The sequence below is a fragment of the Salipiger sp. genome (genome assembly GCF_048261495.1).
Taxonomy (GTDB): domain Bacteria; phylum Pseudomonadota; class Alphaproteobacteria; order Rhodobacterales; family Rhodobacteraceae; genus Salipiger.
Map to the genome: position 1 here is coordinate 491033 of NZ_JBLXFX010000003.1, position 21444 is coordinate 512476.

The window sequence follows — 21444 nt, forward strand, 5'->3', positions numbered from 1 at the left end:
TGACGTCAGGCCAGATGCTCCTTGAAGAAGGCGAGCGTCCGGTCCCAAGCCAGGGTCGCCGCGGCCTCGTCGTAACGCGGGGTGGAATCGTTGTGAAACCCGTGGTTCACCCCCTCGTAGATATGCGCCGTATAGGTCTTGCCGTGCTCCTTGAGTGCGGCCTCGTAGGCGGGCCAGCCCTCGTTGATGCGCTCGTCCAGCCCGGCGTATTGCAGCAGTAGCGGCGCCTCGATCTTCGGAACGTCCGCCGCGGCCGCCTGACGACCGTAGAACGGGACCGAGGCCGAAAGCTCCGGATAGGCGACGGCCAGCGCGTTGCATACCCCCCCGCCATAGCAGAAGCCGACACAGCCGACCTTGCCGGTGGTGTCGTCATGCGCCGCGAGAAATTCGAAGGCGGCGAAGAAATCGTTCATCAGCTTCTCGGAATCGACGGTCTGCTGCAATTCCCGGCCTTCCGCATCGTTGCCCGGATAGCCCCCGACCGAGGACAGCCCGTCCGGGGCCAACGCGATGAACCCGGCCTTGGCAAGCCGCCGCGCCACGTCCTCGATATAGGGGTTGAGACCGCGGTTCTCGTGAACCACCACGACGGCGGGCATCTTGCCTTCCGGGCCGACGGGCTTGACGTAATATCCGCGCACCTCGCCGTGGCCGTTGGGCGAGGGGTAGGTGATGTATTCGGCGACGATGTCCGGGTCGTTGAAGCTGACCTGTTCCGCCAGGGCGTAATCCGGCGACAACATGGACAGAAGGGCCGCAGCGGTCAGCCCTCCCACGGCGAATTTCCCCGCCCGGTCGAGAAATTCGCGTTTGGTGATCTTTCCATGCGCGTAGAAGTCGTAGAGATCGAGCAGATCCTGATCGAAATCCGCCGCGGTCATGCGGGGTCGAGGCGTCTGGTCATTCATGGCGTCTCTCCTGTTGGCGGCCCGGTCCCGTGCCGGGCCATGCCCGAGGGTCCGTGACGCGGCGATTCCCGGAAAGTAAAAAAGATGCACGAGACATTCAAAATCACGACATCGGGCCCCGGCCTTCACGAGATCACCGCAGAGGTCGCGGCCTGGCTGCGCGGCGCGGGGGACGGGCTGGTGACGCTGTTCATCCGCCACACCTCGGCCTCGCTGCTGGTGCAGGAAAACGCCGATCCCGACGTGCGGCGCGATCTCGTCGCGTATTTCGACCGGCTGGTGCCGCCCTCGGATACCCCCGCCATGTCCTACCTGACCCACACATACGAGGGGCCGGACGACATGCCCGCCCATATCAAGGCGGCGGTGATGCCGGTCAGCCTGTCGATCCCGGTGATCGGCGGGCGCATGGTGCTGGGAACCTGGCAGGGGATCTACGTGGTCGAGCACCGCCGCCGCCCGCATTCGCGCGAGGTTGCGGCGCTGTTCTCGGCGGTGTGACGGGGGAAAAATCCGGCGTTTTCCCCCTATGGATTTCAACAGGATGTTGCGGCGGCAATTCCCCTCTACCCAACGTCTGGCCAGGCGCCTATAGTGGCTGTGGATAAGTGGGGGCCAACCCCACGATCAGAGGCAGATCGGAACAGATTGAGGGGGACGGCAGATGCGCTGCCCGTTTTGCGGAAATATCGATACGCAGGTAAAGGATTCGCGTCCGGCAGAGGATCACGTGTCGATCCGGCGCCGGCGCTTCTGCCCGGCCTGCGGCGGCCGGTTCACCACCTATGAACGGGTGCAGCTGCGCGACCTCGTGGTCATCAAGACCTCGGGCCGACGCGAGGATTTCGACCGCGACAAGCTCGAACGCTCGATCCGCATGGCGATCCAGAAGCGTCCGCTCGATCCGGAACGGGTCGACCAGATGATCTCGGGCATCGTGCGGCGGCTGGAAAGCATGGGCGAGACGGACATCCAGTCCAAGCAGATCGGCGAGATCGTGATGGAGACCCTGGCCCGGATCGACACCGTCGCCTACGTGCGTTTTGCCAGCGTCTACAAGAACTTCCAGGCCGCGGACGATTTCGACAAGTTCGTGAGCGAGCTGCGGCCGGGCGGCTCGGCGGACAAGTGAGCATGGACGAGCGCCACATGGCCCACGCCCTGCGCCTCGGGCGCAGGGGGATGGGACTCTGCTGGCCCAATCCGGCGGTCGGCTGCGTCATCGTCCGCGACGGGCGGGTGGTCGGGCGCGGCTGGACACAGCCCGGCGGGCGCCCCCATGCCGAAACCGAAGCGCTGGCCGAGGCGGGCGAGGCCGCGCGCGGCGCAACCGCCTACGTGACGCTGGAACCCTGTTCGCACCAGGGCCGGACACCGCCCTGCACCGGAGCGCTGATCCGCGCGGGGGTGGCGCGGGTGGTCGCGCCGCTGGCGGACAACGACCCGCGGGTGTCGGGGCGGGGCTTCCGCGCCCTGCTCAAGGCCGGGATCGAGGTCACCACCGGCATCCTCGCGGAAGAGGCGGCGCGCGATCACGCGGGGTTCTTCCTGCGGGTGGACCAGGGCCGGCCCTTCGTCACCCTGAAACTGGCGTCGAGCTTCGACGGCCGCATAGCCACCGCGACCGGGGAAAGCCGCTGGATCACCGGGGAGGCGGCCCGCGCCGCGGTCCACGGCCTGCGCGCCAGCCATGACGCGGTGATGGTGGGTGCGGGCACGGCGCGCGCCGACAACCCCTCGCTGACCGTGCGCGGTTGGGGCGAGGTGCCCCAGCCGGTGCGCATCGTCGCCTCGCGGCTGATCGACGTGCCGCTGATGAGCACCCTCGCCAGCACCGCGCGCGAGGTGCCGGTCTGGATGGTTCACGGTGCCGAGGCGCCCGCCACCCTGCGCAAGGCCTGGGCCGCCTGCGGCGCGCGGCTGCTGGCCTGCCCGGTGCGCGGCGGTCGGCTCGACCCGGCAGCGCTGCTCGCGGCCCTGGGCGAGGCGGGGCTCACGCGGGTCTTCTGCGAAGGCGGCGGCCAGCTTGCGGCCTCGCTGCTCGGCGCGGATCTGGTCGACGAACTGGTCGGCTTCACCGCAGGGATCGCGCTCGGGGCCGAGGGGCGGCCGGGGATCGGGGCGCTGGGGGTCGACAGCCTGGCCGATGCCCCCCGCTTCCGGCTCGTGGAGCATGCCGACCTCGGCGGCGACATCCTGCATCGCTGGCGCCGCGCCTGAGCGGCGCAGGACCCTGCGTTTCTTCTTGTTCCAAATACGCACATCCCGCCCGTTGCAGGCGCGCTACCGACGCCAGAGATGCGCGTGGCCGGCCAGAAGCCCCTGAAGCTTCGAGAGGCCGCGCCGCGCCGGACCGGGCGCGGGGATCGTGCCGCTTTCCAGCCTGTCCAGCACCACCTCGACCGGGCAGGGCAGTCCGCTCACCGGGTCGCGGTAGCGCGGACAGGCGATCAGCGCGGCATGCACCAGGCCTTCGAGCGTCGGGCGCGCGCCGCCGAGACGCCGGGCGGGCACCGGCCCGAGGTCGCGCGTCAGGCCCCAGCCGGCATAGAAGGGCGCGCCCAGCACGGTGACGGCGGCCCCGCGCAGCAGCGCCTCGAACCCGGTGAGCGAGGTCATGGTCCAGACCTCGTCGACCTGACGCAGCAGCGCCCCTGTGTCGACCCGGTCGAGCACCACGTCGGCCCAGCGTTCCGGCGCCTCGACAGCCCCCGGCCGCAGCCCGGCGGCGACGTCCGGGTGGGGCTTCCAGATCAGCACGGCGTCGGGGGCCTCCGCGCGCACCCGCGCCAGAAGCTCGGCATTGCGCCCGATCTGCGGACTGCCCAGCAGGACCGAAGCATCGTCCTCCACCTGGCCGGGCACGAGGATCCGCCGCCCCCCGGGCAGGTCGGGCAGGGGGCCGCCGGGCGTGTACTTGGTCACGCCCGACGCGGTCAGCCGCTCGATCAGGAGGCGCGCGCGGTCAAGCTCGTCCGGGCGCAGTCCGGGGCTTGCCGCGATGAGCCGTTCCAGCCGCGAGGGGCGGGTCGGGTCGTAGTAGATCCCGAGATCGTCCAGCACCAGCGACAGCGGCGGCACCAGCGCCGCGCCGAGGCCGCGCGAGCGCAGGAAACCGTCCTCGACCCGGACCGCCGCCTCGTCCCGCGCCTTGCCCGCCCAGACCATGCGGCGCCTGCCGGATGCCTCGGCTCGGGTCCGCGCGGCGTGGCCGTCGGCAAAGATCACGGGTTTCTGCCCGCCGAAGAACTGCTGCACATGCCGCCGCTTCCACAGCCGCATCCCTTCCGCCACCCAGCCGGCGCGATCCTCGCGCCAGGCCCGCACCCGGGCTTCGAGCGCGCCGACGGCATCCTCGAAGCTGCAGGGCCGTTCGCGGCAGGGATCGTACCAGAGCGGGTAGAGCAGCATCGCGGCGGCGAAAAGCTGCACGCGGGTCAGCGACCGGCCGCGGCGCGGGATCGGCGCCTCGTCCGAGCTGAGCCCCCAGCCGGCGTAGAAGGGCATCCCGAACACCCGCGGCCGGTGCCCGGCGAGGATCGCCTCGAACCCCATCTGCGAGGAGACCGTATAGACCGCCACCGCCCCGTCGAGCAGCGACCGGGGCGCGGCATCGCCGTCGCAGAACGCGATGCGCCCGCCGGCATCGGCGGCGGTGAAATGCCCGTCGCGGTGGCCCGTGCGGGTTTCGGGATGGCTGCGGATCAGGATGCGCCGCCCGGGGTTTTCCTCCTGCGCCCAGTATAGCATTTCGAGAAACCGGTTGCGGTCCGCGCCCGAGGCCCGCACCGCGGCATCGTCGCGGGTCTGGTCGATCACCAGCACGTAACCCGGTTCGGGCAGGGGGGCGTCGGGATCGAAGGCCGAGAACTTGGACAGGCCCGAGGCCTGCAGCCGCGCGATCCCGGCGCGCGCCCGCCCCAGAAGGGCGTGATCGTCGAGCGGATGCGTCGCCAGCAGCGTTTCGAGGTCGGAGGGCGCGCGGCCGTCGAAATGCACGCCGGTGTGGTCGACCAGCAGACCCAGCGGCGGTTCCCCGTCGCGCCCGGGGTGGAGCGAGCGCAGCCAGGCGTCCTCGATCCGCACCACCGGAACGCCGCGCCGTGCGGCCACCCGCTCGCCGCGCGCGGCGTAGGGCGACTGCCCCCAGACCGCCACCTCGTCCCCCGGTCCCGGCAGGCCGAGCGCGAGCCGGTAGCCGCCCCCGGCCAGGATGCGGCCCAGCCGCCGCTGGCGCAGGATACCGGCGCTGTAGACATAAAGACGCCGGGGAGTCTGATCCCCGGCGCCACCCTGTCCCTCGTTATGGTTCTTCAGGGTCAGTTTCAGCCTCCGCTGCCGGACGGGCGGACCGCGTCGGCGACCGTCGCGACGGTGCTCACGGCACCGAGCGAGCCGGTCAGGGCGGAGATGGTCTTGCTCCATTGCGCGTAGGGCGCTTCGGTCACGTAGAGGGTATCCTGATCGCGCACCACGAAATCGCGCGCCATGAACATGCCGTTGGGCTGGGTCAGGTCGAGCACGTAGACAAGGCGCTGCGCCCCGACGAGGTCGGACCGGCCGAGCACCTGGTTGGCGATTTCCGCCGGTTCGTTGCGGAACACGAAGACGCCGGTGGGATCGGCGGCCGAGGCCACCAGGCCGCCGACCTGCGCGATCGCCTCGACGGCGGAGAGCGACTGGCTTTCGAAGGGCACGCGTGCCTGGGTCCCGGTCGCGCCGAGCGCGGTGAAGGCGCGGGTGTCCTGTTCCACCAGGATGCGGTCGCCGCCGCGCAGTGCGATGTCGAAGCGCGGGTTCTTGTAGAGATCCTGGAACCAGATCTTGCCCTGCTGACCGCCGCGCAGGACGGTGACCTGGGCGATCTCGGGTTCGATGGTCACGCCGCCGGCGCGGGCGAGCATGGCCGAGAGCGTGCGCGTCGGACGCTCGATCGCATAGACGCCTTGGCCGCCGACCGCGCCGACGAGGCTGACGGTCGAGCCGTCACCGGCGACGCGGCGCACCTGCACCTGCGGGTCGGGGGTCTGGTCCTGAAGCTTGGTCGTGATGATGCGGCGGATCGCTTCGGGGGAATTGCCCGCGGCCTTGATGCGACCGGCATAGGGGACGAAGATGTAGCCCGACCCGTCGACCTGCACCTCTTCCAGCGTGGTCGCGTTCGAAGTCGAGCCTGCCAGAAGCCCGTCGTCGACGTTCTCCCAGACGGTCAGGCCCAGCGTGTCGCCGGGATTGATCGTGTCGGAGCCGACCTGGCCCGCATTGACGAAACTGTCCGAGAAGCCGAGCGCCGGAACGACGGCGGTCGCGCGGGTCACGCGGTCGTTGACCGCAACGATGAAGGCGTCGCCCTCGCGCATGACGGAGCCTGCGTAGATCTCGCGCTTGTTCGGGCCGACGCGGGGCAGGCCGCAGGATGCCAGAATCGACACCGCAGCCAGAAGGGCGACGGACTTCACCCATCGGTTGGGGGAGTGTTTCACTGCTCGGTCTCCTCGACCTGTTATTTTTCTGCCTCGGCTTTTCCGCGTAACCTACCGGAATCAAGGCGCTGAAGCCACCCTGCCGTTCCCGCCGCGTCAGCGGACCAGCCGCAACTGTTGCCGAGGTGCCGCGGTTCCGCGTCGCAGGGCGTCGTAGGGATCTTCGGGGGCGAGCATCATGTCGACCACGTGCCGCAGCAGTTGGCGGCGGCCGCGCGCGGAATAATAGCCGCCCGGAACCTGGCTGGTTTCCAGCAGGTAGCGCCGGTAATCGCGATAGGCCCCCATGTCCGGGCGTACCGGATCTGCGAAAAAACCGGCAAGCGGCTGGTCGGAGACGAATTCCGGCTTTGCATAGACCGCCTCGCCGAAGACCTTGAGCGGCAGCCCCCTCCAGAGCGCCTGCTGCGCGGCGGTGGAATTCACCGTGATCGCGCTGCGGGCATCGTCGAGAAGCGCGGCAAGCTTGCCGCCCGGCACGTAATGCACGCGGTCCGCCACGCCGTGCCGCCGGGCGGTCGCGGCGATGGACCGGCGCAGCCGGGCGCGGCCATCCTCCAGCGGATGCGCCTTGAAGACGAGGTGATGATGCCCCGGCGCGCCCTCGGCAAAGCCCGCGATCACGAGGTCGAGAAATTCGGTCATCGCGGCAAAGGGCGAATGCATCCGGAACGAGGCGTCATGTTCGAGCTGGAGCAGCGCGAGGTGATAGGGAAAGCCGCCGCGCCGGATGCGCCGGGTGACGAGGTGGCGCGCCACGCGGATGAGCGGCATCGACAGCAGCCGCTTGGCATAGAGGCGGAATTCGCCCGCGACGGTCCGGTCGCGATGCGGGCGGAAGCCGGGATAGTCGCCGTTCCGGAACATCACGAACCAGTGGTAGAGCGCGCCGTAGAAGATGTGCTGGCGCATGTCGCCCCAATGGGCCGGGGGCAGGGGCGCCTCCTGGTCGGTGACGCCGAGCTGCGCGCGCATGTCCGTCACCGACATCTGCATCAGCCGGGAATGCCCGTTGGCGCCGCCACGCTCGTAGCTCACCCAGTAGGGGCGCATGTAGCCTTCCTCGAACACGTGGACGGCCAGGCCGGCGGCGCGGGCTTCGGTGATGGCGGCGGCATGGACGAACCGGATGTCGCCGTAGAGCACGAGGTCGGTCACGCCGTGGTCGGCGATCAGTGCCCGGACGGTCGCGGGCCAGTCCGCCGCCTCTCCGGCGAAGGGGATGTAGCTTTCCCGGTGGAACCAGAAGGCGCGGTCCCCGGCGTTGAAACCGACGCGCCGGACCTCGGCCCCGGTGCGGCGAAGCTGACCGGCGAGCAGGTGGAAGAACGGCCCGTGCGGCCCCTGCAGGAAGAGATAGACGCGTCGTGCCGTGGTGGTCTTGCTCATGCCGTCCCGGTCGTGAATAGTGCGCCGCGCAGTCCGCTGCGATACCACGTCCTTCATACGGCCAAATGGTCAAGAGAGTCACACATGTTCACCGGCATCGTCACCGACATGGGAGAAATCCGCACCCTGCGCCAGGCGGGGGATCTGACCGCGCGCATCGGCACGGCCTATGACACCTCGGGCATCGACATCGGCGCCTCGATCGCCTGCGACGGGGTCTGCCTGACGGTGGTCGACCTCGGTCCGGACTGGTTCGACGTGCAGATCAGCGCCGAGACCGTGTCCAAGACCAACCTGGGCGGCTGGTCCGAGGGGCGGCGGATCAACCTCGAACGGGCGCTGCGGGTCGGGGACGAGCTGGGCGGTCACATCGTGTCGGGCCATGTGGACGGCGTGGCCGAACTGGTCGCGATGGTGGACGAGGGCGACAGCACGCGGCTGACCTTTCGCGCGCCGCGGCCGCTGGCGCGGTTCATCGCGCCCAAGGGGTCGGTGACGCTGAACGGCACGTCGCTGACGGTGAACGAGGTCGCGGATTGCGATTTCGGCATCAACGTCATTCCCCACACCAAGGAGGTCACCACCTGGGGTGCCGCGCGGGTGGGGGATGCGGTCAATCTCGAGATCGACACCCTGGCGCGCTACGTCGCGCGCCTGGCCGAGATGAGCTGACCAGCCGCGCCCCTGCCCGGGTCCGACGCGGGACGGGGCGGGCGGAACATGCGTCTTTCGGACAAGAACAAGCGCCTGCAAGGGGGCGGGCCGTCCGGAGGAGTCATTCGGCGGGCTGGAACCCGACGATGAGCTGGCGCAGCCCGATGGCGGCTCCGGCGAGGATCGCGGCCATGGTCACCGGGGCCGAGAGCGCCAGCACCGAAAAGGCCGAAAGCCCCTGGCCGATGGTGCAGCCCGAGGCGACGACCGCTCCGGCTCCCATGAGCGCCGCGCCGAAGATCTGGCGGCGCAGCTCGCGCGGGTCCTCGCAGGCCTCCCAGCGGAAATGCCCCTTGATGAGCGAGCCGAGGAAGGCGCCGGCCCAGACCCCTGCGACCGAACCGACGGCAAAGGTGATCGGGCGTGCCGAGCCGGTCATCCACCACAGGATCGACTCTCCCAGCGGGGCGGCGAAGCTGTGGGAGACGACGGGCAGACCTTCGAACCCGGTCTGCGCGACGTGGAAGGTTCCCGCCCAGGCCAGGATCACCGCGAGCCCGACCGCCACCGCCCAGGCGATCTGTCTCGGCCTGCTCCGCAGCGGGCGTGAGGCCAGCGAGGCCGCGAGGATCAGTCCGCCGAGGATCATCCCGATGCCGTTGACCGGCAGCCCGGTGAGCACGCCGAGCTGATGCGCGATCCCCGGGGGGCTGGCCGCCGTGACGGCGGATTGCGGAAACAGCGCCGCGCGCAGCGGGGCGAGGGGGCCCGACAGCACCACGTAGGTTGACACGCCCATCACCAGCACGATGACGAAACTGCGCAGGTCGCCCCCGCCCAGCCGCGCGATCGCGCCGTAGCCGCAGGTGCCGGCCAGCGCCATGCCGTAGCCGAAGGCGAGCCCTCCCAGGATCGAGGCGAGCGGCATCCAGCGGATCGAGAGGTAGTGGGTCTGGGTGCCGTCGAGCAGTCCCGCCGCCATGAGGAAGAAACTGCCAAGCACCGCGGTCCCGATGGCCACGCCCCACATGCGCATCCGCAGATCGGACCCGCCGTAGAGCAGATCCTCGATGGCGCCGAGGGTGCAGAACCGACCGAGCCGCGCGGCAAGGCCCAACAGCAGCCCGCTGCCGAGGCCGATCAGCGCGACGAGGCCGTGTTCGCTCAGAAGGTCCGGCATGACGGGGCTCCTCTTCCGCGGCCATCTCGGGAGGCCGAGTATGGGACAGGGCCGGGGGATACTCAACGGAATTCGAATATGTTCGGGGCGGGGGCCGGCGGCCTTGGCCGGGTGCGCCGGTCATGCCGTGGCGGGGGCGGGACGCGCGGCGCGCGCGGCGATGCCCCGTCGCCCGGGCTGAGGAGAGCTCAGTCCCCGTCCTTGCAGAACAACTCGTAGACGCATTCCAGCATCTTCTTGGGCCGGTCGTCGGCGAGACGGTAGTAGATCGCCTTGCCGTCGCGGCGCGGCACCACCAGCCCTTCGAGGCGCAACCGTGAGAGCTGTTGCGAGACGGCCGCCTGGCGCGCGGCCAGCAGGTCTTCGAGTTCGGTCACGGACTTCTCGCCCGAAACCAGATGGCACAGGATCATCAGGCGGCCTTCGTGGCTGATGGCCTTGAGAAAGGCCGACGCGGCCGCGGCCTTTTCGGCGATGCGGTCGAGGTCTTCGTCGGACATGTCCTTCTGGATGACGGGAAGCGCCATGTGTCTCATCCACCCTCCACGCGTGCCGACGGCGCCGCGGCCGCCGGGTCGGTTCCGAAACCGGTGTTTTCCCCGAGCATCCGTGTCAGCAGGGGCCAGAAGAAATCCGCCCCCGGATACCCCTCCATCCGGGCAAGCTCCTTGCCGTTGTCTATCAGGACAAAGGTCGGCGTGAAGACCACTTTCCGGCTGAACCGGACACCTTCGGGGGGATCTTCGTGCAGATCTGCCCGCAAAAGAGGCGCAAAACGGCCTTCGGGCGTGTTCGGATAGGCGGGGGCGATCTCTGCGTCCCAGCGGGCGCACCAGGCGCAGCCGTCCTGTTCGACCATGACGAGACGCACCTCGGCCGCAAGCGGCGAGGCGAGCATCATGACGGCACCGAAGATGCCGGAGAGAAGCCTTGAAAAGGTCATCGGACCCCGATTGACGATCGTCTTCCAGACAACATAATATGAATATGTGAATTGTTCAAGGCGGGGGAGGCAGGCTTGTTCGACATCACCTACCTCGGGGCGCTGCTCGCCGGTTTCGGCGCGTTCTTCACCCCCTGCATCCTGCCGATGGTGCCGTTCTACCTGTCCTACATGGCCGGGATATCCATGGCCGAACTGCGCGGCGACGGGGCCATCGCCCCCGGTGCGCAGAAGCGGCTGGTGATCTCGGCGCTGATGTTCGCGCTGGGGGTCACGACGATCTTCATGCTGCTGGGCATGGGGGCCACGGCGATCGGACAGGCCTTTGCCGACTGGAAGCGGCCGTTGTCGCTGGTCGCGGCGGCGGTGATCTTCGTCTTCGGGCTGCACTTCCTCGGGGTGATCCGCATCGGGTTTCTCTACCGCGAGGCGCGGCTCGACGCGAAGTCCGACCCGACCACGGTGCTGGGGGCCTATGTCATGGGGCTGGCCTTCGGTTTCGGCTGGACCGCCTGCGTCGGGCCGGTCCTGGCGTCGATCCTGATGATCGCCAGCGGCATGGGCGACATCGTCGAGGGCGCGCTGCTGCTGGCCTGCTTCGGGCTCGGCATGACCGCGCCCTTCGTGCTGGCGGCGTTCTTTGCCCGGCCGTTCCTGGGCTGGCTGCAGCGGAACCGCAAGTACCTGGGCCATGCCGAGAAAGTGATGGGCGTGATGCTCATCGTTTTTGCGATACTGATCGCGACGGATTCCGTGAATCTGATTTCGACCTGGATGATCGAGACATTCCCCGGCATCACGTCGCTGGGCTGACTTCAAGGGAGGACTGGGATGAAACGCATTGCATCGGCGCTGGCCGCAACCCTTCTGGCGCTGCCCGTATGGGCCGCGGAGATGGGCGACGACGGGCTCTACAAGGAGCCCTGGATGCAGGACACCTTCAAGGACCTGCGCGAGGATCTGGCCGACGCCGCGGCCGAGGGCAAGCGGCTGGCGCTGTTCGTCGAGCAGCGCGGCTGCGTCTACTGCCACGAGATGCACGAGAAGGTCTATTCCGAGCCCGGGCTCAGCGCCTTCATCGGCGAGAATTTCCACGTGGTGCAGATCAACCTGCACGGCGACACGGAGATCACCGACCTCGACGGGGAATCGCTCTCCGAAAAGGAGGCCGCGCGGAAATGGCGGGTGCTGTTCACCCCGACCGTGGTGTTCCTGCCCGAAGACGCTCCGGAGGGTCAGTCCGCCGTCGAGGCCGCGGTGGCCGTGATGCCCGGCGCCTTTGCCGCCGGCACCACGACCGACATGTTCACATGGGTCGCGGAAAAGCGCTACCTGCTTGACAACGGGGAAGATTTCCAGCGTTACCATGCCCGTCGCATCCAGGAGCGGGACAACGGCCGAACGGACTGATGCGGATGCAGGCGCAGCAATAATTCACATTAGTGAATTTGTTGTTGCGTATCGGGGCGGCGGTGGACTACCGTATGCCTCGAGCCAGAAGACGAAGAGGCCCGGAACAGGGTCGGCTTGAGTCCAGGGAGGGAACATGAAACTTATTGGGATGACGCTGGTCGCCGTCTGTGCCGGGGGCCTGGCCTTTGCCGAGGTGGTCGCGCCGGACGACGTGGTCTATGCCGAATACGGCGAGGTCGAGCAATCGCTCACCGGCCAGCCCGGCGATGCGGCGCGCGGCGCCGACATCGTCGGCGACAAGGGGCAGGGGAACTGCGTGTCCTGCCACCAGGTGAGCGCCCTCGCGGACGTGCCCTTCCAGGGCGAGGTCGGGCCGATGCTCGACGGTGTGGGCGGGGTGCGCAGCGAAGCCGAACTGCGCGGCATCGTCAGCAACGCCAAGCACACCTTCGAGGGCACGGTCATGCCGGCCTTCTACAAGACAAGCGGATTCATCCGGCCCGGTGACGGGTTTACCGGCAAGGCCGGGACGGAGCCGCTCGTTCCCCTTCTCGCCGCCCAGGATATCGAGGACGTGGTCGCGTTCCTCATGACGCTGAAAGACTGAGCCACGCGACCGGACAAACTGAGGAGCAACGACATGGACTTCACACGTCGCGAGACCCTGGCCGCCGGCGGTGCCGCCGCCCTGGTGTTCGCCCTGCCGGGCGGTGCGCTGGCCGCCACGACCGACGAATTGATCGCTGAGTTTACCGGCGGCGCGGAGATCGCGGATACGGGCATCACCCTGACCGCGCCGGAGATCGCCGAAAACGGCAACACCGTGCCGATCGAGGTCAGCGCCGAGGGCGCGAGCGCGATCCTGGTGCTTGCCACCGGCAACCCGACACCGCCCGTCGCCACCTTCACCTTCGGCCCGCTGGCCGCGTCGCAATACGCCTCCACCCGGATCCGTCTTGCCGGAACGCAGGAGGTGGTCGCGCTAGCCAAGCTGGCCGACGGTTCCTTCGCCCGCGCGTCCAAGACGGTCAAGGTCACCATCGGCGGCTGCGGCGGCTGATCGGCTCAACGGTATCATCAGGAGACATTCATCATGGCAGACGGCGTCAAACCCCGCGTCAAGGTTCCGAAATCCGCCTCCGCCGGCGAGGCGGTCACGATCAAGACCCTGATCTCGCACCCGATGGAGTCGGGGCAGCGCAAGGACAGCAGCGGCAACGCGATCCCGCGCTCGATCATCAATCGCTTCACCTGTGATTTCAACGGCCGGAACGTGATCGACATCACGCTGGAACCGGCGATCTCGACCAACCCCTACTTCGAATTCGAAGCCCGGGTGGACGAGGCCGGGGAGTTCAAGTTCACCTGGTACGACGACGACGGATCGGTCTACGAAGACAGCAAGAGCATCGAGATCGGCTGAGCAACGGCCAGGTCCCGTCCCGTACCGGGGCAGGGCCGCTTCAGGGAGGGAAACAGAATGCAGATCAAGACGATGACGGCAATCGCCGCCTTCGCGTTTGCCCTGTCCGCGCCGATGCTTTCGGCCGGGGGCGCCGACGATGACGAACTGGTCATCGACGGGGAGATCGAGATGATCACCAAGGCCGCCGCCGCGCCGCATCTCGACGGCCATCTGGACGAGGTGATCTCGGGCTGGCATTTCCGCGACGACGACACCCAGGCGATGGAAATGGACGATTTCGACAACCCGGGCATGCTCTTCGTCGATGCCGCGCGCGACACCTGGAACACGCCGGACGGGACCGAGGGCAAATCCTGCGCCTCGTGCCACAACGACCCCGACAGCATGGCCGGCCTGCGCGCCGTCTATCCCAAGTGGAACGAGGCGGCCGGCGAGGTGCGCACGCTGCAGATGCAGTACAACGACTGCCGCACCAACCGCATGGGCGCCGAGGCGTGGAAGTACGACTCCGGCGATGCGATCAACATGGACGCGCTCATGTCCTACGTCTCGCGCGGGACGCCGGTGAACGTCGCCATCGACGGACCGGCCGCCGAGACCTGGGAAAAGGGCAAGGAGATGTACTATACCCGCTACGGACAGCTGGAACTGGCCTGCTCGAATTGCCACGAGCAGAACTACGGCAACTACATCCGCGCCGACCACCTGTCGCAGGGCCAGATCAACGGCTTCCCGGCCTATCGCCTGAAGAACGCCAAGCTCAACGGCATTCACGACCGTTTCAAGGGCTGCATCCGCGACACCCGCGCCGAGACCTTCTCGCCCGGGTCGCCGGAATTCGTGGCGCTCGAACTCTATGTCGCCTCGCGCGGCAACGGTCTGTCGGTCGAAGGTCCGTCGGTCCGCAACTGAAACCCTGCCCCGCGCGGTGGACCGCGCGGGGTTTGGTCCCCTCATTCCATTCACACATGCGCATGTGTGACGCCTGCATGACGGAAAGATCCCTCCCATGATCTCACGACGCGATTTCCTTCAGGTCTCGATGGCGGCTTCGGCGCTGCTGGGGGCCGGCGGCTTCGGCACCTGGTCGCGGCTGGCGGCGCAGCAGGCCCTGACCCAGGATCGGCTTCTGGAGTTCGACACCTTCGGGAATGTCTCGCTGATCCATGTGACCGACATCCATGCGCAGATGAAACCGATCTGGTTCCGCGAACCCTCGGTCAATATCGGCGTCGGTCCCAACCGGGGCGAGGTGCCGCATCTCACCGGGGCCGACTTCCGCAGGCTCTACGGCATCGCCGACGGCTCGCCCTCGCATTACGCGCTGAGTTCGGGCGATTTCTCGGCGTTGGCGGCAGCCTACGGCAGGGTCGGGGGGCTGGACCGGGTGGCGACCGTGGTCAAGGCGATCCGCGCCGCCCGTCCCGATGCGCTGCTGCTCGACGGCGGCGACACCTGGCACGGCTCCCTGACCTGCCAGCGCACGCAGGGGCAGGACATGGTCAACGTGATGAACCTGCTCGCGCCGGACGCGATGACCTTTCACTGGGAATTCACCCTCGGATCGGCGCGGGTGCAGGAGATCGTCGAGGGGCTGCCCTTTGCCGCGCTCGGCCAGAACATCTTCGACGCCGAGTGGGACGAACCGGCGGAGCTGTTCCGGCCCTACGAATTCTACGAACGCGGCGGGGTGAAAATCGCGGTCATCGGCCAGGCCTTTCCCTACATGCCGATCGCCAACCCCGGCTGGATGTTCCCGGAGTACAGCTTCGGCATCCGCGACGAGCACATGCAGGAAATGGTGGACGAGGTGCGCGGGCAGGGGGCCGAGCTGGTCGTCTGCCTGTCCCACAACGGTTTCGACGTCGACAAGAAGATGGCGGGCATCGTCAGCGGCATCGACGTGATCCTGTCCGGCCACACCCATGACGCTCTGCCCGAACCTGTGCTGGTGGGCGAGACGATCATCGTCGCCTCCGGTTCGAACGGCAAGTTCGTGAGCCGCGTCGATCTCGACGTGCGCGACGGGCGGATGATGGGGTTCCGTCACAAGCTGATCCCGGTCTTTTCGGATGTGATCGCCCCCGATCCCGAGATGAGCGCGCTCATCGACGAACAGCGCGCGCCGTTCGTGGCCGAGCTCGGGGAGGTGATCGGGCAGACCGACTCGCTGCTCTACCGGCGGGGCAATTTCAACGGCACCTGGGACGACCTGATCTGCGACGCCCTGCTGACCGAGCGCGAGGCCGACATCGCCCTGTCGCCCGGCGTGCGCTGGGGTCCGTCGCTGATCCCCGGCGCCGACATCACCCGCGAGGACATCCACAACGTCACCTCGATGAGCTACGGCAAGGCCTATCGCACTGAAATGACCGGTGAATTCATCAAGGTGATCCTCGAGGACGTGGCCGACAACATCTTCAACCCCGATCCCTACTACCAGCAGGGCGGCGACATGGTCCGCGTCGGCGGCATGGGCTACCGCATCGACATCACCAAGCCGCAGGGCGCGCGGATCTCCGAGATGACCCTGCTCGCCACCGGCGAGGCCGTCGATCCGGCCGCATCCTATGTCGTGGCGGGCTGGGCCAGCGTCAACGAGGGCACCGAGGGGCCGGAGATCTGGGACGTGGTGGAAAGCCATGTCCGCAAGCTCGGCACCGTCACCGCGACCGAACGCGATACCGTGCAGGTGGTGGGCGCCTGAGCGCCCGCCCGAATTTTTTTCGCCGAACTCATGCACATAGGCGAATAATATGATCCGAAGGGAGGCAGACATGGCAGACACGACCGGCCGGGGCACGAGCCGCCGGGCCTTTCTGAAAGCGGGCGTGGCCGCCGGTGGCGCCGCTTTCGGGGCGGGGACGGCGCGCGCTGCCGGTCCCGATCCGCTCATCACGCAGGTGCAGCCCTGGGCTTCGGGCTTCGGGGACGGGGTGGATGCCACGCCCTACGGCCTGCCGATCCGGTTCGAGGGCGACGTGATCCGCCGCAACGTCGAATGGCTGACCGCCGACACGATCTCGTCGATCAACTTCACGCCGATCCATGCGCTCGACGGCACGATCACCCCGGCGGGCTGCGCCTTCGAGCGGCACCATTCCGGCGCGATAGAACTGGCCAGGGAGGATTACCGCCTGATGGTCAACGGGGTCGAGCGCCCGACGGTCTTCACCTATGCCGATCTCGAACGCTTCCCGCGCGAGAACCACACCTATTTCCTCGAATGTGCGGCAAATACCGGCATGGAATGGGCCGGGGCGCAGCTGAACGGCGCGCAGTTCACCCATGGCATGATCCACAACATGGAATATTCCGGCATCCCCCTGCGCGCGGTGCTGAAGGAGGCCGGATGGGACGGCGATCCCGCCGGCAAGTGGGTCTATGCGGAAGGCGCCGATGCCTCGTCCAACGGCCGCTCGATCCCGATGGAAAAGGCGCTCGACGACTGTCTGATCGCGATCCGGGCCAACGGCGAGGCGCTGCGCAAGGAACACGGCTATCCCGCCCGCCTCGTCGTGCCCGGCTGGGAAGGCAACCTGTGGGTCAAGTGGATCCGCCGCATCGAGGTGATGGACGGCCCCGTGGAAAGCCGCGAGGAGACCTCGAAATACACCGACACGCTTGCGGACGGCATGTCGCGCAAATGGACTTGGGTGATGGATGCGAAATCGGTCGTCACCTCGCCGAGCCCGCAGGCCCCCGTCACCCACGGACACGGCCCGCTGGTCATCACCGGCATGGCCTGGTCGGGCCATGGCAGGATCACCCGCGTCGACGTTTCCAAAGACGGCGGCAGAAGCTGGGAGACCGCGCGCCTTGCCGCCGATCCCGGGAACAAGGCGGTGGTCCGCTTCTACCTCGACACGGTCTGGGCGGGCGAGGAGATGTTCCTCCAGTCCCGCGCCATGGACGAGACGGGCTATGTCCAGCCCACCAAGGCGCAGCTTCGCGAGGTGCGTGGCCTGAACTCCGTCTATCACAACAACGGTATCCAGACCTGGTGGATCAAACCGACCGGGGAGGCGGAAAATGTCGAAGTTTCTTGAACTTGCCCTTGTCGCGGTCCTGATGACGGGTGGCGCGGCGGCGGCGGCCGGTCCGCTCGGCCTCGGCCGCGCGGCGCTGCCGGAGGAGGTCGCCGCCTGGGATCACGACATCAGCCCCGACGGCACCGGACTGCCGGTCGGCGCGGGCGACGTCGCGACCGGCGAACCGCTGTTCGAGGCCCATTGCGCCGCCTGCCACGGCTCCTTTGCCGAGGGGGTCGGCAACTGGCCCAAGCTGGCCGGGGGCGAGGGCACGCTGGCCGATGCCGACCCGGTGAAGACGGTGGGCAGCTACTGGCCCTATCTCTCGACCCTCTACGACTACGTTCACCGCTCCATGCCCTTCGGCCAGGCGCAGACGCTTTCGGACGACGAGGTCTATGCCATCGTCGCCTACATTCTCCATTCCAACGACCTCGTGGACGAGGATTTCGAACTGTCGAACGAGACCTTCGGCACGGTCGAGATGCCGAACCGCGACAATTTCATCGTCGATGACCGGCCCCGAACGGAATACGCGGCGTGGAGGGGCGAGCCGTGCATGCAGGCCTGCAAGGACGCGGTGCGGATCACGATGAAGGCCACGGTGCTGGACGTGACGCCGGACCATGGCGGGGCAGCGATGGCCGAGGCCGCCCCTCCGGACCCCGTCGCGCCCGCCGCCGCAGATGCGGTGGATGCGGCGCTGGCCGCCGAGGGCGAGAAGGTCTTTCGCAAGTGCAAGGCCTGCCATCAGGTCGGGGAAGGGGCAGGCAACCGCACCGGGCCGGCGCTGAACGGCATCGTCGGGCGCGACATCGGCGCGGTCGAGGGGTTCCGCTACTCGAAACCGATGGAGGCGATGGACGGCGTCTGGGACAGCGACCGGCTGCACGCCTTCCTCGCCGCGCCGAAATCCTACGTGAAGGGGACCAGGATGTCCTTTGCCGGGTTGAAGGCGCCCGAGGACATCGACGCGGTCGTCGAATATCTCAGGACCTTCGACTAGGCATCGCCCGGCTCGCGATCCCGAAAGGCCGCCGCCTATCGGCGGCCTTTTGCCGTCGCGCGGGGGTCCGGAAATCCGGAATTGCCTGCGACCGCGCGCCGGGCAATGCTGGGGCTGGTGGTCCGTCCACCGCGCGCGGGCAGGTTTCGGCCCGTGGCGCTTTTTCCATTTCGATTACGGCCCTTCGGGGCAACACTTCACATTACGGAGCAAGACCGATGACTTTCCGTTCGCGTATCCTGTTCATGGCCGGGTTGCTGGCCCTCGCCGCATCCCTCGGGCTCCTTCCGGGGCCCGCGACGGAGACCGGCGCACAGGGCGACACTTCCCGACCGGCGGGGGTGCTGGCAGGCCTCTGACGGTCAGGCCGCACGGCCACATGCCTTCTTCGGCCCCGCGGTGCAATCATGCCGCGAGGCGGAAAATGCCGCGCCGCGTGCGGGATTGTTCACGCCTCTGAAGGTGCTGTTGAGGTTTGGCCGCTATCTGCGGGGGCATGACACGCTTTCTGACCCCGTTCCTCCTTCTCGTCTGCCTCCTTCTGGGCGCCTGCACCGCGCCGCCTCCGGGGGGGCCGCAACCGCCCGCATCGGGCGAAATCGCCGCGCTCGCGGCCTCGCTCCGCGCCCTCGGGCCCGGGGTCGATCCCGAGGAGGCGGAGCGCGCGGCGCGCGTCTCCTTCCTCTACCCGCTGGCGCTGGCGCGCAGCTACAACATCACCGACTCGCCCTATGTCCATAACGTCAAGGTGAACAACGGCCAGCGCGCGCGCGGGCTGTGCTGGCACTGGGCCGAGGACATGGAACTGCGCCTCAGGCAGGAAAGCTTCCGGACCCTGACCGTGCACCGCGCCATCGCCCAGTCGTTTCCCGGATTCGAACACAGTACCTCGGTCATCAGCCGCCGGGGCGACCCGATGCAGCGGGGAATCGTCGTCGATCCCTGGCGCGCGGGCGGGCGGTTGTTCTGGTCGCCGGTCCTGCGCGACGACTACGTATGGCGCCCGAGGATGGAGGTCCTGGCCGAGAAATGGCTCAAGCGGCAGGGCGGCGCGCCGGCGCCCTGAGCGGGGCGGGCCTGCGACATCCGGTCCCGGCGCGGATCGCCTTGACCTTTGCCGGGCCCGTGCCACCTTTGCGCGATCATGCCCCACGATCATCCCCCCCGCACCGCCCACGACCATGCGCATCATGGCCACCATCATCATCACGTGGACCCGGATGCGGGCGATGCGCGGATCGCGGGTGCCATCGCCGTGAACATGGCGCTGACGGTGGCGCAGGTGCTCGGCGGGATCTTCTCGGGCAGCCTCGCGATGATCGCCGACGCGCTTCACAACTTTTCCGATGCGATCTCGCTCGTCATCGCGGTGGTCGCGCGCCGCATCGCGCGCCGTCCCGCCGATGCCGAGATGCCCTTCGGCTACGGCCGGGCAGAGGTGGTCGCGGCGCTGATCAACTACACGACCCTCATCGTGATCGGCCTCTACCTGATCTACGAGGCCGTGCTGCGCTTTCTGTCCCCCGAGCCGGTCGCGGGCTGGATGGTGGTCGCCATCGCGGGACTGGCGCTGGCGGTGGATCTCGTGACGGCGCTGCTGACCTACTCCATGGCGAAGGACAGCGTGAACATCCGCGCGGCCTTCCTGCACAACGTGGCCGATGCGCTCGGATCGGTCGCGGTGATCCTGGCGGGCACGGTGATCCTGCTCTGGGGCTGGACCTGGGTGGACCCGGCGGTGACGCTGCTGATCGCGGGCTACATCCTGTGGATGGCCTTTTCCGAGATCGGTGGCGTGATCCGCATCCTGATGCTCGGCAGCCCGCCGGCCCTCGCCCCGCGCGAGGTGGTGGAGGCGGCGACCGGCATCGCCGGGGTCGCGGGACTGCACAAGGCGCACCTCTGGCAGATCGACGAGCGGCGCTCGGCCCTGCAGGCGCATCTGGTGGTCGCCGAAGGCGCCTGGGCACAGGCCGACGGAATCAAGGCGGCGGTGAAATCCGAACTGGACCGCCGTTTCGGGATCACCCACGTGGTGCTGGAACTGGAATGCGCGCGCCACGCCTGCGCCGCGCCGGAGGCCTTCGGCGGCGCCTGACCGCGTATTCGGCGGCCCGGCAGGGCAGGCGCGCGGGCAGGGGCGACCACCCCGTTCGCGGCGATCCCGCGTCAGGCAAAATGCCCCCCGCCTCTTGCGGCCCCCCCGGCCCGACACTAAGACTCGCTTAACACCCGGACGATAGGCATCCATCAGGCACTTCAGCAGGCAGGCGGACCATGAAAGACCCTTATGAATTCTATATGAACAACCTCGTTCCCATGGTCGTCGAACAGACCAGCCGGGGGGAACGGGCCTATGACATCTTCTCGCGGCTGCTGAAGGAGCGGATCATCTTCCTGTCCGGCCCGGTGCATGACGGCATGTCGAGCCTGATCGTCGCCCAGCTCCTGCACCTCGAGGCAGAGAATCCGGGCAAGGAAATCTCGATGTACATCAACAGCCCCGGCGGTGTCGTGACCTCCGGCCTGTCGATCTACGACACGATGCAGTACATCAAGCCCAAGGTCAGCACGCTGGTGATCGGCCAGGCGGCCTCGATGGGCTCGCTGCTGCTCCAGGCGGGCGAGCCGGGCATGCGCTTCTCGCTGCCCAACAGCCGCATCATGGTGCACCAGCCCTCCGGCGGCTACCAGGGCCAGGCGACGGACATCATGATCCACGCCGAGGAGACGCTGAAACTGAAGAAGCGGCTCAATGAAATCTACGTGAAGCACACCGGCCAGACCCTCGAAAAGGTCGAGGCGGCGCTGGAGCGCGACAACTTCATGTCCCCCGAAGATGCGAAGGCCTGGGGCCTGATCGACGAAATCGTCGAGAAACGCGGCGGCGGCGACGAGAGCAAATGATAGGCGATTGCCCCGCGGCCGCGGTGCGGCGGGGCAATTTTGACATTGTAGAGCGTCAGGCCCTGTCCTAAGCTTTACGGGCTTTGACGATACGAATGGCC

Annotated in this window: 24 protein-coding genes; 17 read left to right on the forward strand and 7 right to left on the reverse strand. The window is 68.0% G+C overall.

From position 1 onward, the window contains the following. Nucleotides 1–5: 5 nt before the first annotated feature. Nucleotides 6–911 carry a YghX family hydrolase gene (yghX, locus tag ACN0RJ_RS09035; RefSeq protein WP_417720877.1) on the reverse strand — a complete coding sequence of 302 codons (906 nt, stop codon included), beginning with the start codon at nt 909–911 and terminating at the stop codon, nt 6–8. Between the two features lie 84 nt (nt 912–995). Here yghX and ACN0RJ_RS09040 point away from each other — a divergent pair, with 84 nt between their 5' ends. From ACN0RJ_RS09040 to ribD, 3 genes are all read left to right on the forward strand, one after another. After that, nucleotides 996–1412: a secondary thiamine-phosphate synthase enzyme YjbQ gene (locus ACN0RJ_RS09040; RefSeq protein ID WP_417724054.1), complete on the forward strand. Its 417-nt coding sequence runs from the start codon at nt 996–998 to the stop codon at nt 1410–1412. A gap of 163 nt (nt 1413–1575) precedes the next feature. Next, on the forward strand, nt 1576–2043 hold the full coding sequence (gene nrdR, locus ACN0RJ_RS09045; protein ID WP_417720875.1) for a transcriptional regulator NrdR: 468 nt from the start codon (nt 1576–1578) through the stop codon (nt 2041–2043). Between the two features lie 2 nt (nt 2044–2045). Then, nucleotides 2046–3131: a bifunctional diaminohydroxyphosphoribosylaminopyrimidine deaminase/5-amino-6-(5-phosphoribosylamino)uracil reductase RibD gene (ribD, locus tag ACN0RJ_RS09050; RefSeq protein ID WP_417724055.1), complete on the forward strand. Its 1086-nt coding sequence runs from the start codon at nt 2046–2048 to the stop codon at nt 3129–3131. 63 nt (nt 3132–3194) lie between these two features. On the opposite strand, the gene ACN0RJ_RS09055 is transcribed toward ribD, so the two are convergent. The 3 genes from ACN0RJ_RS09055 to ACN0RJ_RS09065 form a co-directional block, all read right to left on the reverse strand. After that, entirely contained in the window at nt 3195–5336 is a 2142-nt protein-coding gene (locus tag ACN0RJ_RS09055; RefSeq protein ID WP_417724056.1) for a capsular polysaccharide biosynthesis protein, read from the reverse strand. Then, nucleotides 5237–6394, reverse strand: a complete 1158-nt coding sequence (locus ACN0RJ_RS09060) for a polysaccharide biosynthesis/export family protein (RefSeq protein WP_417720872.1) — start codon at nt 6392–6394, stop codon at nt 5237–5239. The genes ACN0RJ_RS09055 and ACN0RJ_RS09060 overlap by 100 nt, the downstream gene beginning before the upstream one ends. A 96-nt stretch (nt 6395–6490) precedes the next feature. Next, the gene (locus tag ACN0RJ_RS09065) at nt 6491–7783 is read right to left on the reverse strand and encodes a capsule biosynthesis protein (RefSeq protein WP_417724057.1); all 1293 of its coding nucleotides are present in this window, start codon (nt 7781–7783) and stop codon (nt 6491–6493) included. An 84-nt stretch (nt 7784–7867) separates the two neighbouring features. Here ACN0RJ_RS09065 and ACN0RJ_RS09070 point away from each other — a divergent pair, with 84 nt between their 5' ends. Beyond that, the gene (locus ACN0RJ_RS09070) at nt 7868–8455 is read left to right on the forward strand and encodes a riboflavin synthase (protein WP_417724058.1); all 588 of its coding nucleotides are present in this window, start codon (nt 7868–7870) and stop codon (nt 8453–8455) included. Nucleotides 8456–8558: 103 nt separating this feature from the next. Here ACN0RJ_RS09070 and ACN0RJ_RS09075 read toward each other — a convergent pair whose 3' ends face one another. The 3 genes from ACN0RJ_RS09075 to ACN0RJ_RS09085 form a co-directional block, all read right to left on the reverse strand. Next, nucleotides 8559–9617 carry a YeeE/YedE family protein gene (locus ACN0RJ_RS09075; protein ID WP_417724059.1) on the reverse strand — a complete coding sequence of 353 codons (1059 nt, stop codon included), beginning with the start codon at nt 9615–9617 and terminating at the stop codon, nt 8559–8561. 188 nt (nt 9618–9805) lie between these two features. Further along, entirely contained in the window at nt 9806–10144 is a 339-nt protein-coding gene (locus tag ACN0RJ_RS09080) for an ArsR/SmtB family transcription factor (RefSeq protein WP_417720868.1), read from the reverse strand. Nucleotides 10145–10149: 5 nt separating this feature from the next. Beyond that, nucleotides 10150–10560: a thioredoxin family protein gene (locus ACN0RJ_RS09085; protein ID WP_417720867.1), complete on the reverse strand. Its 411-nt coding sequence runs from the start codon at nt 10558–10560 to the stop codon at nt 10150–10152. A gap of 75 nt (nt 10561–10635) precedes the next feature. Here ACN0RJ_RS09085 and ACN0RJ_RS09090 point away from each other — a divergent pair, with 75 nt between their 5' ends. The 13 genes from ACN0RJ_RS09090 to ACN0RJ_RS09150 all read left to right on the forward strand — a co-directional run bounded on the left by ACN0RJ_RS09090 (nt 10636) and on the right by ACN0RJ_RS09150 (nt 21343). After that, nucleotides 10636–11373: a cytochrome c biogenesis CcdA family protein gene (locus ACN0RJ_RS09090; protein ID WP_417720866.1), complete on the forward strand. Its 738-nt coding sequence runs from the start codon at nt 10636–10638 to the stop codon at nt 11371–11373. A gap of 18 nt (nt 11374–11391) precedes the next feature. Then, nucleotides 11392–11970, forward strand: coding sequence for a thioredoxin family protein (locus ACN0RJ_RS09095; protein WP_417724060.1), 579 nt, complete (start codon nt 11392–11394; stop codon nt 11968–11970). A 136-nt stretch (nt 11971–12106) separates the two neighbouring features. Further along, a complete protein-coding gene (gene soxX / locus ACN0RJ_RS09100) occupies nt 12107–12580 on the forward strand; it encodes a sulfur oxidation c-type cytochrome SoxX (RefSeq protein ID WP_417724061.1) in 474 nt (157 codons plus the stop codon). A gap of 33 nt (nt 12581–12613) precedes the next feature. Beyond that, complete coding sequence (gene soxY, locus ACN0RJ_RS09105) at nt 12614–13033, forward strand: thiosulfate oxidation carrier protein SoxY (protein WP_417724062.1); 420 nt, start codon at nt 12614–12616, stop codon at nt 13031–13033. A 33-nt stretch (nt 13034–13066) separates the two neighbouring features. Continuing rightward, nucleotides 13067–13396: a thiosulfate oxidation carrier complex protein SoxZ gene (gene soxZ / locus ACN0RJ_RS09110; RefSeq protein ID WP_417720862.1), complete on the forward strand. Its 330-nt coding sequence runs from the start codon at nt 13067–13069 to the stop codon at nt 13394–13396. Nucleotides 13397–13453: 57 nt separating this feature from the next. After that, on the forward strand, nt 13454–14311 hold the full coding sequence (gene soxA / locus ACN0RJ_RS09115; protein WP_417724063.1) for a sulfur oxidation c-type cytochrome SoxA: 858 nt from the start codon (nt 13454–13456) through the stop codon (nt 14309–14311). Between the two features lie 97 nt (nt 14312–14408). Further along, a complete protein-coding gene (gene soxB, locus ACN0RJ_RS09120; protein WP_417724064.1) occupies nt 14409–16106 on the forward strand; it encodes a thiosulfohydrolase SoxB in 1698 nt (565 codons plus the stop codon). A gap of 70 nt (nt 16107–16176) precedes the next feature. Continuing rightward, nucleotides 16177–17448 carry a sulfite dehydrogenase gene (gene soxC, locus ACN0RJ_RS09125; RefSeq protein ID WP_417724065.1) on the forward strand — a complete coding sequence of 424 codons (1272 nt, stop codon included), beginning with the start codon at nt 16177–16179 and terminating at the stop codon, nt 17446–17448. Continuing rightward, nucleotides 17432–18436, forward strand: a complete 1005-nt coding sequence (locus ACN0RJ_RS09130; RefSeq protein WP_417724066.1) for a c-type cytochrome — start codon at nt 17432–17434, stop codon at nt 18434–18436. The genes soxC and ACN0RJ_RS09130 overlap by 17 nt, the downstream gene beginning before the upstream one ends. A 218-nt stretch (nt 18437–18654) precedes the next feature. Continuing rightward, the gene (locus tag ACN0RJ_RS09135; protein ID WP_417724067.1) at nt 18655–18795 is read left to right on the forward strand and encodes a hypothetical protein; all 141 of its coding nucleotides are present in this window, start codon (nt 18655–18657) and stop codon (nt 18793–18795) included. 137 nt (nt 18796–18932) lie between these two features. Beyond that, the gene (locus ACN0RJ_RS09140) at nt 18933–19502 is read left to right on the forward strand and encodes a hypothetical protein (protein WP_417724068.1); all 570 of its coding nucleotides are present in this window, start codon (nt 18933–18935) and stop codon (nt 19500–19502) included. Nucleotides 19503–19580: 78 nt separating this feature from the next. After that, nucleotides 19581–20534 carry a cation diffusion facilitator family transporter gene (locus ACN0RJ_RS09145; RefSeq protein ID WP_417720856.1) on the forward strand — a complete coding sequence of 318 codons (954 nt, stop codon included), beginning with the start codon at nt 19581–19583 and terminating at the stop codon, nt 20532–20534. 179 nt (nt 20535–20713) lie between these two features. Continuing rightward, nucleotides 20714–21343, forward strand: a complete 630-nt coding sequence (locus ACN0RJ_RS09150) for an ATP-dependent Clp protease proteolytic subunit (protein WP_417720855.1) — start codon at nt 20714–20716, stop codon at nt 21341–21343. Nucleotides 21344–21444 lie beyond the last annotated feature (101 nt).